The 12248-nt window shown below is 55.4% G+C and carries 9 protein-coding genes; 4 read left to right on the top strand and 5 right to left on the bottom strand.

The features are described from left to right. Positions 1-62 precede the first annotated feature (62 nt). Complete coding sequence (locus FIV00_RS05680; RefSeq protein WP_152499836.1) at positions 63-1070, top strand: hypothetical protein; 1008 nt, start codon at positions 63-65, stop codon at positions 1068-1070. Positions 1071-1100: 30 nt separating this feature from the next. Here the strand turns inward: FIV00_RS05680 and FIV00_RS05675 are convergent, their stop codons facing one another. After that, on the bottom strand, positions 1101-2129 hold the full coding sequence (locus FIV00_RS05675) for a LacI family DNA-binding transcriptional regulator (RefSeq protein ID WP_173005893.1): 1029 nt from the start codon (positions 2127-2129) through the stop codon (positions 1101-1103). A gap of 402 nt (positions 2130-2531) precedes the next feature. Between FIV00_RS05675 and FIV00_RS05670 the strand changes: the two genes are divergently transcribed. Both FIV00_RS05670 and FIV00_RS05665 read left to right on the top strand, forming a co-directional pair. Next, positions 2532-4493 carry a PAS-domain containing protein gene (locus FIV00_RS05670; RefSeq protein ID WP_152499834.1) on the top strand — a complete coding sequence of 654 codons (1962 nt, stop codon included), beginning with the start codon at positions 2532-2534 and terminating at the stop codon, positions 4491-4493. Between the two features lie 7 nt (positions 4494-4500). Then, positions 4501-5226, top strand: a complete 726-nt coding sequence (locus FIV00_RS05665; protein WP_209006824.1) for a response regulator transcription factor — start codon at positions 4501-4503, stop codon at positions 5224-5226. Positions 5227-5255: 29 nt separating this feature from the next. Here FIV00_RS05665 and FIV00_RS05660 read toward each other — a convergent pair whose 3' ends face one another. From FIV00_RS05660 to FIV00_RS05645, 4 genes are all read right to left on the bottom strand, one after another. Then, entirely contained in the window at positions 5256-5651 is a 396-nt protein-coding gene (locus FIV00_RS05660) for a GFA family protein (RefSeq protein WP_152499833.1), read from the bottom strand. A 141-nt stretch (positions 5652-5792) separates the two neighbouring features. Then, positions 5793-8459: a TRAP transporter large permease subunit gene (locus FIV00_RS05655; RefSeq protein ID WP_152499832.1), complete on the bottom strand. Its 2667-nt coding sequence runs from the start codon at positions 8457-8459 to the stop codon at positions 5793-5795. Positions 8460-8480: 21 nt separating this feature from the next. After that, positions 8481-9515: a TRAP transporter small permease subunit gene (locus tag FIV00_RS05650; RefSeq protein WP_152499831.1), complete on the bottom strand. Its 1035-nt coding sequence runs from the start codon at positions 9513-9515 to the stop codon at positions 8481-8483. Positions 9516-9592: 77 nt separating this feature from the next. Next, on the bottom strand, positions 9593-10693 hold the full coding sequence (locus FIV00_RS05645) for a TRAP transporter substrate-binding protein (RefSeq protein ID WP_152499830.1): 1101 nt from the start codon (positions 10691-10693) through the stop codon (positions 9593-9595). Positions 10694-10882: 189 nt separating this feature from the next. Between FIV00_RS05645 and FIV00_RS05640 the strand changes: the two genes are divergently transcribed. Beyond that, the gene (locus tag FIV00_RS05640) at positions 10883-12244 is read left to right on the top strand and encodes a cache domain-containing protein (protein WP_152499829.1); all 1362 of its coding nucleotides are present in this window, start codon (positions 10883-10885) and stop codon (positions 12242-12244) included. The last annotated feature ends 4 nt before the right edge of the window (positions 12245-12248 follow it).

The following is a 12248-nucleotide window of genomic DNA, read 5'->3' as shown; positions in this document are numbered from 1 at the left end:
TTTTCTTTCGAGATTTTACATGATTTTTATTCCTTTACGAGATCATTTGGAGCTGAAACGCAATGTCGCCCACACAAGTTGGCATAGTCTTTTGTCTTGCTTTTGTGACGCTTGAAGCGTTTCAGGCGGTCTATCTCGGCACTGTCTTTCAAAACGTGAGTTCGTTTCTCGTTGGAGCTTGGGTCTTTGGCATTTCCGTTTGCGGTTGCACGCTTGCGACACTGCTGGTGCGGCCAAATGAAATCGTGGCTTCCATTCGCGCATGGAAAACGGTTGTTGCCCTCAACGTCTTCGCCGCACTCACATGGACATCCTATTTCGCTGCCGTTCAACTGATCGAACCTGCGGTAGTCTTCACCATTTTTTCCGGGATGGTTCCACTGGGAACAATCATGGGCGCCAGGCTTGGATTGCCGGAAGCAGCATCCCCCTCGACACGGGCAAGCCAGGTCGGGCATCTGACCATTTTGATATCGTTGCTTGTACTGGCCGCTATAACCATACTCGGCTATTCCGGCTTCGTTCGCGGAGGCATGATCGATGCTCTGGTTGGCTTGGGCCTTTCAGCCTTTTCCGGTGGCTGCACAGCGTTTGTTATTCTCTACTCCGTACGCCTGAACACCCGAGGAGTTGGACCCCTTGCACAATTCGGTCTGCGATTTGTTCTATATGCACTTGTCGCCTTTACAGCCTTCAAGTTTGGCATAGATGACAAAGCTCAAGAGACACCTGCAGGTGAGCTGACCTTGATCGTACTCGTCGGTTTGGCAGTTATCGCCTTCCCGCTATATCTGGTCCAAAAGGCCGTTCCACTGGTCTCTGCATCCGTTATTGCGGCCATCACCGCCCTCGGACCCGCAATGGTCTTTGTGCTGCAGCTGTTTGATGGTCGGACACATTATTCAATGCTAACCCTGACTGGTCTTTCCATTTATATGACCGGAGCGTTGTTGGCTGTCTTTGGAACGATCATGCCGAAGGCACAATCAACGAAATCGGCAGTCATCTATTTGGAAGCAAAGACCGAGCACTCCGACAAGGTCGAGCATGTCTCCGGTCAACTCTTCTGAAAAGTGATGTGCCAGCCAGCCCCCTTCTGGTCAGCCGAACTCCACCGAACTTTTGCGCACTTCGAGCCAGGGCTCAAGCAGGGCACTGCCTTCATCGGGACGCCCACCTTGAAGCAGTGTGAGCAATAGCTTGGCAGCCCGTTCGCCAATGGCACGCCGGGGCTGATGAACCGTCGTCAACGGCGGCACGAAATGGGCAGCGATGTCGATGTCGTCGTAGCCGACGACCGAGACATCTTCCGGAACACGTACTCCCGCAGCACTGAGCGCCGATATGAACCCGAATGCGGTGCGATCACTGGCGCAGAAAACAGCGGTTGGCCTGTCCTCCAGCTCCAACCATGCGGCAGCGGCCTGTGTTCCGATTTCCAGTGTGTAATCACCTTCAAATACCCAATTTGCTGCCGGATCGAGGCCCGCACCCGAGAGGGTCGCCTTGAAACCGTCGAGCCTGTCGCAACCCGGCTTGTGCGTGAGCAGCCCCGTGACATGCCCGATCTTCCTGTGTCCGAGTTCCAGCAAATGTGCCGCGGCCAATTCCGCGCCGAGCAGATTATCCACCACCGCGATTGGTACGGCGGGATCATCACTCCATTCGCCTGCGGTGACGATAGGCGGCAGCTTGGGATTGGCTGCGCGAATGCCCGCTATCGAAAAGTGACCGTCCATAATAACGATCCCATCGCAATTGTTGCGGCTGAAGAAGTCGCTGAGACTGGAGCGTGACATGGAGGGTTTGCGTGTATCCGCAATCAGAACCTTCAGACCTTTTTCCGCGCAAACGGTTTCGATCCCTTGAAGAATGTTTGAAAAATGGGAATTGCCGATATCAGGCACAAGAGCGACGATGGCCCCGGTATCGCGCCGGCGCAAGTTGCGGGCGGCATGGTTCAGAACATAGCCGGTCTGCTCGATCGCCAGAGCAACCTTTTTGCGGGTTTCGACCGAGACACGGTCCGGCATGGACAGTGCGCGGCTCACTGTCGCCGAGGAAACCTTGGCGGCGCGTGCAACATCCTGGACCGTTGGATTTGTCTTCTTAAGGTCGGGTTTCGTCATTCTGCTCTTTTGGTCAATGGCAATCTGAATTCGTCGCCATTCTTCAAAATTCGACCTGAAATGCAATGTCTGTGACACGTTTCTGACTGAAAAGCGCAGCCCTCTTGGTCGAAAAGGCATTCTTGCGTCCTTCACAGGAGAGCGCAAAGGAAACTGAAATCAGCGCACCTTTAAAATGCTTACTGCCGTCTTTCCAAAACTCACCATCTGAGTTCTGATTGCCAAGAGATCGCGCCCAAACTCTGCGAAAGGCGGTCCAATTACGACCAAGCTGGGCCTGATATCGTCTAGATCGCTCGACTGAATTGCACACATCTTCAGAAGACTTCGGTCCTCAAGGCTCACCTTTCGGACTATGTTTCTTCAGTTCAGTCTCCATCGATTTTGAACTATTCTCGCCACATGGAGGAGACACAACAGCTGAGAGCACAGATAGACCTGCTACAGGCAGCGCTCGATCACATCAGTCAGGGGTTCACGGTGTTCGACAACGAGCTTCGGCTTGTTGCGTGGAACCGCGGGCTTTACGACATGCTCGACATGCCAAGGGAAATCGTCAAACGCGGTTCTCATCTGGAAGCGTTCATTCGCGTCAATGCCGAGCGCGGCGAATATGGCGAAGGTGACATTGAAGGCAAGATCGCCCGGAGGATCGAACGAGCCAAGCTGTTTGAACCACACTATTTTGAACGAGTTCGTCCGAACGGGCAAATAATCGCTGTCTCGGGAACACCTCTGCCGCAGGGCGGTTTCGTCACGATCTATTCCGATGTTACCGAGGAACGGCAGCGTCAGGAGAAGCTCGAACGCACGGTGCAGGAGCGCACACGTGCGCTGCAACAGAGCGAGGACTGGTTGCGTCTCGTCACCGACAACATTCCAGCTCTGATTGCTTATATCGCACCTGGACCTGTATTTCGGTTCGCCAATCGCCGGTATGCAGACTGGTTTGGACATTCCGTCGTTTCGATTGCTGGAAGACCAGCACCTGAGGTTGTCGGCGAAGATCTTTTTTCCGAGCTCGAACCGCACATCAACCACGCATTTGAGGGCAACGCGGTTTCATATGAATATCAGCGCAAGCGGCCCAACGGGTCCACTGCCTATATGCGTTCCACGCTCATTCCGGACATGACCCAGGACGGTCGAACGCTCGGCATTTTTGTGTTGTCTCTGGATGCAACCGATCAGAAACAGGCGGAAGCGGCCCTCGTCCAATCTCAGCGCATGGACGCGGTGGGCAAATTAACCGGCGGCCTTGCGCATGACTTCAACAATCTGCTCGCCATCTTGATGGGCAATCTGTTGAGCCTCAGCCGGATGGAGGAACCCGTTTCAAAACAGGCGCTGGACAGCAAGGTAGCGCCCATGCGCGAGGCGACAAAAAGAGGATCGGACCTCATCCAACGCCTTCTGGCATTCAGCAGAGGCGAAGCAATCGATCCTCAAACCGTACCTTTGGCCCAGGTTCTGACCAATGTCAGCGGATTGCTGGAAGGGTCCTTGCCGTCAGCCGTCAGGATGGAAACCGAGATAGCGGATGTGCACATAGCCGCGTGTATTGACCCCACCCAGATGGAAACGGCCCTCATCAATCTGGCTTTCAACGCGCGTGATGCAATGCCAGAAGGCGGCACGTTGCGCATTGCGCTTGCCGAGACGCGCCTCAACAAGCGAGAGGCCGACGATCTTGGTGTTCAAAAGGGACGTTTTGCGGAAATCCGCGTCGAAGATACCGGAACGGGCATGGATGAAGATACTCAGCTCAAACTGTTCGAACCATTCTTCACCACCAAGAATTTCGGCACCGGAAGCGGGCTTGGTTTGTCCATGGTTTATGGCTTCATGAGGCAATCCGGCGGTGCCATCAGTGTCAGCAGCGCGCTTGGCACAGGCACTTGCTTTACGCTTTATCTGCCTTTCACACGGCTCGAAAAACAAGACGGTCCACCTGGTCAGGAAGCTGATGCAAATGACTTCAAACAGGGTGAAGGCGAATTGTTGCTGTTGGTTGAGGACGATCCCGATGTTGCCACGACCGTCACCGATCAACTACAAAACCTTGGCTACAGTGTGCTGCTTGCGGAAAGTGCCGAGGATGCCCGTTCACTCGCTCTGGACCTTCCCGAGCTTCGCGGGGTCTTGAGCGACATTGTCATGCCAGGACAAATCAACGGTCTGGCACTGGCCCGCGAAATTCGTCAAAAGCGCACCGATCTCGGCATAGCGCTCATGTCGGGCTATGCAGACTGGTCCTCGCTTTCAGGTCATGGGCAACAATGCGAATTCCCGGTCTTGGCGAAACCGTTTGCAGATGATCAACTTGCGGACACGCTGCAGCAGATTCTTTCACCCAAGAGGTAGGCTTCCATTGCAGACACACTCGGTTCAAAGCGCCAAACGCTCGGTGTTCATCGTCGATGATGAACCGGAGATCGGCAATTTGCTGATTGACGCCATGCTTCAGTTTGAAATGGAAGGCAGGGTTTTTTCAACTGCGGCGCAGGTGCTTGATGCGCTGCAGCGGGAAACTCCGGACGCCTGTATCGTGGATCTGGGACTTCCGGACATGGAAGGCATGGCCCTCATCAACGAAATCAGACGTCAGTCCTCGGTCCCGATCATCGTCCTGTCGGCACGCGGCCACTCTACAGACCGCGTTCTGGGGCTGGAACTGGGCGCTGACGATTATGTGGTCAAACCATTCGACCCGCGCGAGGTCGTGGCAAGGATCAGATCCATCTTGCGGCGCAGTTCAGATCAGGTTCAGTCAGAGTCAAAGGTCGAGATTGCCCGGTTTGACAATTGGGCGTATCGACCGGCATCGCACTGCCTGACGTCTCCCGAGGGAGAAGAAACATTCCTTTCAACCGGCGAGGCCACTTTGTTGGAAGCCTTGCTACGCGCGCCGAAGCGGGTCCTGACGCGTGACTATCTGCTTGAGCATGGCGGGCGGGATGAAAGCCTGGATCGCTCGATTGACGTGCGAGTCTCGCGTCTCAGAAAAAAGCTGACGAGAAAGGGCGAAGCTGAAGTCATCAGAACCGTTTATGGATCGGGCTATATGTTCGCAAGCGGCGTAAATTGGACCGGATGAATACCGGCAAAGGCCTGAAGCCTGCTTCTTTACTTGCGAAATTTGTCCCTGAACTCGGCAGCCGTCAGGCGTCTGGTATCGTTTGAAAACGCATAATTTTCAGGCTTCTCGTCAATGAAGAACTCAGCCTTGAATGGCAGATCCGATTGACCGTCGAAAAGGCCAATCGGGATGCCATGCAACCCGCTGCCAATCGGGTGAAAGAAGAGGTTGGATCCGCAGGTCTCGCAGAATCCACGCTCAAAACCTTCGCTTGAAGCATACCGTTTGATGGGTCCTTTGAACTCGGCCCTTTCACAGGGAACGGAAAGGAACGGGCCTCCAACCCATTTGCGGCATGAGGAACAATGGCAAGCCTGAAAGCGCGGCATCGCCTCTGCCGAAAAGGTTACTTTACCGCAAAGGCAACGTCCTGTTCGTCGCATATCGCTCTCCCCTGTCGATGAACTGGCCGCACTGTCTGGCCTTAAGGCCATCTTGCCGGGTCCAACCTATTTAACCGGAGAACCAAAGAAAAGAGCGGGAGGATTGTTCCTCCCGCTCCTTTATAACGTGTGTTCTGATGATCAGAAGCTCAGGGAAATGTCCCTGTGATCGGACAGGCAGGCTGCTACGTCCAGAGCCATGTCATTCGGCAACCGGTTTTGCTGACGCAAACCGATATTGTTGACAATTGCAGCGTCATAGGCGGCAATTTGCGGCAGGATTTCATTTGCCGCTTTCTGGCGCCAGGCAAGATCCGCATCGAGCGCCTCCAGAGATTTGTTGATCTCTTCAACCGCGGCTTCCGCATTCGGTTCACGGCTCCGCATGATCTTGCGAGCTTCGGTCAGACCCTTTCGGATATCACTGGTCCCTTCTGCAGCACCGACCTTTGACCGCATGGCAGCAATCGCTTCCACTGCGGCATCCGGCTCAAGCTGGGGAACCTCTTGCTTCAGCGCTTCCAGCTCCGGTTTGAAAGCTGCAACCGTATCGGCATCGGCCAGGATTGCCTTCAACTCCAGCATCGGTTCATAGGCTTGGTCAACTGTCCTGCGATAGGTCAGCCGGGCTGTGTTTTCCGCTTTCTGGATCTGGGAGAACTCGCCATAGACATTTTCCCAGGCCTCGGGGATCTCGGCCAACAGGGCGTCATGCTCTTTCTGAAGAGCCTCGATACGCGCCTGCGCACGCTCGCCTTGCTCAGGAGAATAGACACCCCCCTCGCCGGACCTGTCGACAACAACCTGCAGTTCTTCGATGCGTTCGTCGATCCGGCGCGCATCGCGCTCCAGCGCCCGCACCTGAATGTGCATCGGTCGGTAGTCGCCGGAGGCTGAAGCAACCTGGTTCTCTGCGTCCTTGATGGCTTGCATCAAGGGCAGAGCTTCTCTTGCCTTCGCAAAACCCTCGGCCATGTCTTCCTGGAGATCTTCCGGAAGATAACTCATGTCGATACTTTCCGCATTCTGGATCGCGGTCAGAATCGAGCTGCCGTTCTGCTGGAAATCCTCATGAACAAGGCGCTCCATGCAGTATTGCAGACGCGGGTTCTTGGGCGGCGGCGCAGTCTCAGACAGAAGTGTCGACCGGTTCGGCAGATAGTTCACCAGCTGCGGGTAAAGGCCGACAATACCAAGCGCCAACAATTGCAGGCAGATAAAGGCGATCACGCCCTTGTACATGTCCAGCGTCTTGACGACTGCCGGCGCAACGCCGCGCAGGTAAAACAGCGCAAACCCGAACGGCGGTGTCAGGAACGATGTCTGGATGTTGAGACCGATCATCACACCGAGCCAGACGGCCGTCACGTTTGCTGACGGATCTGCAAGCAGAATGGGCGCGACAATCGGCACGACCACCACGGCAATCTCAATGAAGTCGAGGAAAAAGCCCAGAATGAAGATCACCAGCATGACGATCAGGAACTGAGCCCAGAAACCTCCCGGCAAACCCTGCAGGAAGTCCTTGACAAGCTCCTCCCCACCAAAGGCCCTGAAGGCCGATGTGAGCATGGCAGCGCCGAGCAGAATGATGAACACCAGTGACGTCGTCTTGGCCGTTTCCACCATGACACCACGCAAGGTGTTTTCAAGTTGCAGCGTGCGCCAGCCGGACCAGAAAATGGCAATCAGCAGCAGAGAGACAGCTATCAGCGCAAGCACAAGACCAAGCACATCCTGGCTGGACGTAACCAGCTTGATGTTCACCGCTCCGATGAAGCTGATCACCATCGCAAGTCCAAGCAGAGCGATCACCGCAAGGATAGCCGGCGAATAAGCGCCCTTCTTGCCTTCGCGGAGACGGTAGCCGGCCATGATCATCGCACCGACGGCGCCAATGGCACCGGCCTGGTTCACTGTCGCAATACCGGCAATGATGGAGCCGAGCACCAGGAAGATCAGAGCCAGCGGCGGCACCAGGGTTATAACCACTTTGCCCGCGAACTTTCGTGTGAAAGTACCTTCCTCATGGACGGCCGGAGCCGCCTTGGGGTTGAGCAGGGCAAAGCCGAGAATGAACAGCATATAGAGGCCGACCAGAACAAGACCCGGCAGAAACGCCCCGAGGAACATTTCACCGGCGCTGGTCGAGACAACCGAGAAATCCGACGGCATGGAAATCTCGCCGGTACTGTCCTTGTAAAGTGTCTGGCGCAGCGACCCTGCCTGATCCACCGCACTTGCCAACTGGTCGGCCAGAATGATGAGAACGATGGACGGAGGAATAATCTGACCGAGCGTGCCGGACGCGGCAATCGTGCCGGTCGCCAAGGGCACCGAATAGTTGTTGCGCAGCATCGCCGGAAGCGAAATCAGGCCCATGGCGACTACAGTCGCACCAACGATACCTGTGGTCGCTGCCAAAAGAGCGCCCACGAACACCACCGAAATGCCGAGACCGCCGGGAACCGGACCGAATAGACGCGCCATGGTCACGAGCAGATCTTCAGCAATCTTCGAGCGCTGAAGCATGATGCCCATGAAAACGAAAAGCGGAATGGCGATCAGCGTATCTCGTTCCGCCTCCCAATAGATGCCTCGGAAGTTCGTGACACCTGCGCTAAGCCACTGTCCGGCCCCGCCATGGGCGAAATAGGCTGCCGGATCACCGGCAAACAGGTATCCCGATCCTGCAGCAATGCCGATGGTCAGAATGGCCGATCCCGGAAGGGCAAAGGCGACCGGAAAGCCGGACCCCAAGGCAAAAGCCATCAGGACGACAAGAAGGAAGAGGAAGAAAAGTTCCATATCAAGTGGTCTCGTCAGGCTCTATTGAACAGAATGGCTGTCATGATCCCGTCCGCCGGGCTCACCGCGAATGTCGGCGACAGCGTCCAGGAAATAGGCCACGAACTGGACCATCATGGTCACGGCAAAGACACCGAGGAAACCCGCCATGAGATACTTCACGTAAAGGCCAAATCCGGCCTGGGTCACTTCGTAACTCAAGATCGGGCTGTTGATGATGTTTTGCTTGCCGCCCATGCCGATAACCAGGATCACAGTGCAAAGGCTCATGCCCAAGACCACGGAACCGACGGCATTGACATACCCCTTGGTCCTCGCAGCCATGCCCGCATAGAAGACGTCGACCCTCACGTGGCCTTCTTCCAAAAGCGTATAGGCACTGGCGAACAGGAACAGTGCCGCATACCAGAAGCGCACGAGGTCAGCCAGAAAGGCCTGTTCGTAGGAGAAAACGAAACGGCCGATCACGATCATGAGCTCGGCACCGACAACAAGCAGTGCCAGCCAGGTAAAACCGAGCGTTCTGGTGAAAGCGGCAATCACCACCGATGCAGCGATCAGCGGCATATGAACATATGCGCCACGGAAGCGCGATTTGCCGAGATCTTCCGCCAGCTGTTCGCCAACCACACCTGCGAGCAAACCTTCCACACGCAAAAATGAGATAGCAGCATCGACAAGGCCTACGATCAGCACGGCAAAAAACGCGGCTCGGATCAGATAGGCATTGATCTGACTGATCCTGGCGCTGTCTTCGCGCAGTGTTGCGCCTGATCGCAATACGTAGGAAATGCCCCAAAGAGCGAATGCCGCATAGATTGCCAGTTGCAGCCAGGACCAAAGGATCGGCATCGATCCGTTTGCCTTTCCACCGAAAATGGGGGAAATCCCGGGCAGGTTCTGCCAATACGTGAGGTAGTTGTTGATCAGAAACGCTGCCATGACTGCAAGCACAACCCACCCGAAAAGGCGGTAGATGCGAGCACTACCGGACGAATGTGAACCGTCGGAATTTATGGCAGACGAGCCGTCTTGAACCCCGTCCAAGGCCGTCATCGTGGCTTTGCCTTTTTTAGTCTTGTCAATGCGAAGAGGGACGGGATTTCTCCCGCCCCTTTAGCTCCGAACCATGTTTAGGACGGAATGCCCAGAACGCGGTTACGCTTGTTGGAATAAGCAACGTCGGAGATTGCCATCCAGCTGCCGATTTCCTGGCGCGCATTGACAACGCTTTCGAAGATCTTCTTGGACTCTGGAGAGTGATCCATTGCCTCTTCGAGAACTTCCTGTGCAGCTTCACCGAACGCATCGTAGATCTCGTCATTGAACTCTTTCAGTTCAACGCCGTGTTCTTCGATCAAGCGCTTCAGATAAACACCGTTGTTGGCATTTGTTTCCGCCATGGTGTTGGCGTTTTCTTCCGCACATGCTGCTGCGATGATGGCCTGGTCGGTCTTGGAAAGTCCGTCGAACCAGTCTTTGTTGCAGCCCATGGCCAACATGGCACCCGGTTCATGCATACCCGGATAGTAGTAGTACTTGGCCGCTTCGTAGAACTTCATAAAGTAGTCGTTGAACGGGCCAACCCACTCAGTCGCGTCAATCGCGCCGGAGACAAGGTTTTCGTAAATCTGGCCACCTGGCAGAGATACCGGAGATGCGCCGAGTTTCGCCAGAACGTCACCGCCCTGACCCGGAATACGCATCTTCAGACCTTTCAGGTCGTCAGCAGTTTCGATTTCCTTGTTGAACCAGCCGCCCATCTGAACGCCGGTGTTACCGCAAGCAAAGTTTTTCAGACCAAAGCCAGCTGCCAGCTCATCCCAGAGCTCCTGGCCGCCGCCGAACTTAATCCAGGCGTCCATTTCGGTGACAGTAAGGCCGAACGGTACAGCAGTGAATGCTGCCCAACCCGGATGCTTGCCTTTCCAGTAATAGTCGGCGGCGATGTAGGCCTGCGCGTTACCGGAAGCAACTTCGTCGAAGGAGTCAAACGCGCCAACGCGCTCGCCAGCAGCGAAATACTGAACGTTGATACGGCCTTCGGTCAGCTCGGCGATACGAGCGGCAAGGCGCTGTGCCGGAATACCCAGTCCTGGGAAATCCCGCGGCCACGTGGACACGATCACCATGTCGGTGGTGCCCTGCGCAATTGCCGGAGCAGCAAGAGCGGAGCCAGCAGCAATACCGCCAGCGCCCAGGCCAGCCTTTTTGATAAACGAACGACGATCCATTAGTTTCCTCCCTAAACGGACCCGATTTCAGATCGGAATACACACTTGCACCGATCTCGACGTATGTCTAGTTGACGGAGTGACCGCAAATCTATTCGTGGTTCTGCGCAACTTCTCAGTAGTTCTACCGAGATGTGCGCAAGAGATGGCAAGAGCAATGAGTATTGGTGCAACAAGAGGGCGAATTTAGTGACATTTAAGACCAAATTGCTGCTCATCACCATTTTACCGCTGATCGCGGTCTCGCTGCTGATCGGGGGGGCGACCTACTATCAATCGCTTGAACTCATCAATGCTGAAACCCAGTCCGTCGAGCAACGTATTCTCGCCGCCAAGCGGCAGGAAATTCGCAACTATGTCAGCCTGGCACTGACGTCCATTGAACAGATTTACAGAGACGAGCCGGACGGCCGTGAGGCAGCCCAGGCCGAAGTGAAGGAAATCCTCCAAAACCTCACCTTCGACTATGATGGATACTTCTTTGTCTATCAGCTGGACGGCACCAATGTGGTTCACCCGAAACTGCCGCATCTGGTCGGGGGCAACTGGTGGGACCTGCAGGACAACAACGGCGACTACGTAATCCGCAATCTGATAGGAGCAGCCAAGGAAGGTGGAGGATTTCATCAGTATGTCTGGCACAAGCCTTCAACCGGGTCGGTGGAAGAAAAGCTCGGCTATGCGATCCTGCTGAGCAAGTGGGACTGGATGCTCGGTACCGGTCTCTACACTGACGATATTGCACGCGAAGTTGCTGCGATCCGGACGGAGTTCGCTCTCAGTATCCGACAGACCCTGTTTGTCATTTTCATGATCACGCTTGCAGCCATCGTTATTGCAGGCTCGCTGATCGCCGGCGTGCGCTTCTCCGAACAACGGTTTGCTGACAGCAAACTGAAAGAGTTGACCAACCGGATTTTCCAGGTCCAGGAACAGGAGCGCAAGCGGGTTTCAACGGAACTGCACGACAGCATCTCGCAATTGCTTGTCTCCGTGCGCTATGGCGTTGAAATGATCCATAGCGAAGCGAACAGGGATCCGGATCTTCAAGTCCAGGCAGCCAAGTGCCTGAAGACACTCGACGGCACGATTGCAGAAGTTCGGAGGATCTCCCGCGACCTTCGACCAAGCGTTCTTGACGATATGGGACTTGCTGCAGCTCTCGGCAGTTTGGGCAAGGAATTTCAAAATCAGTCCGGCATAACCGTAAATGTGACCGCAGAACAATGTCACAGCAGATTGTCGGAGGGCGCTAAAACTGCCCTTTACCGTGTGGTCCAGGAATGCATGACGAACGTGGCTCGACACTCCCAGGCAAACGAGGTCAGCATCAGCCTGAAAGTCGGATTGCAGTCGCTTGTTCTGTCCGTCGAAGACAATGGCGTCGGACTTCCCCGACCGTTGCCGAAATCCGGCGGGCTAGGCTTCCGCAACATGCGCGAACGGATCGAGACCTATGGCGGCAGCCTCTCCCTGAGCCGGCGTTCCTCCGGCGGCACCCGGATCAAGGTTCAGATGCCGCTCGACAATGCGGCAGCAAAGGCGGCATGATACC

Origin of the sequence: Labrenzia sp. THAF82, from assembly GCF_009363435.1 — a bacterium.
GTDB classification, from domain to species: Bacteria; Pseudomonadota; Alphaproteobacteria; order Rhizobiales; family Stappiaceae; genus Roseibium; species Roseibium porphyridii.
Note: the sequence above shows the minus strand (reverse complement) of the source record. Positions and strands in the feature narration are given on the sequence as shown.

Coding starts and splice junctions, on each gene's coding strand:
- FIV00_RS05680 (WP_152499836.1), top strand. CDS start 63: ATGTCGCCCACACAAGTTGGCATAGTCTTTTGTCTTGCTTTTGTGACG.
- FIV00_RS05670 (WP_152499834.1), top strand. CDS start 2,532: ATGGAGGAGACACAACAGCTGAGAGCACAGATAGACCTGCTACAGGCA.
- FIV00_RS05645 (WP_152499830.1), bottom strand. CDS start 10,693: ATGGATCGTCGTTCGTTTATCAAAAAGGCTGGCCTGGGCGCTGGCGGT.
- FIV00_RS05660 (WP_152499833.1), bottom strand. CDS start 5,651: ATGCGACGAACAGGACGTTGCCTTTGCGGTAAAGTAACCTTTTCGGCA.
- FIV00_RS05675 (WP_173005893.1), bottom strand. CDS start 2,129: ATGACGAAACCCGACCTTAAGAAGACAAATCCAACGGTCCAGGATGTT.
- FIV00_RS05655 (WP_152499832.1), bottom strand. CDS start 8,459: ATGGAACTTTTCTTCCTCTTCCTTCTTGTCGTCCTGATGGCTTTTGCC.
- FIV00_RS05650 (WP_152499831.1), bottom strand. CDS start 9,515: ATGACGGCCTTGGACGGGGTTCAAGACGGCTCGTCTGCCATAAATTCC.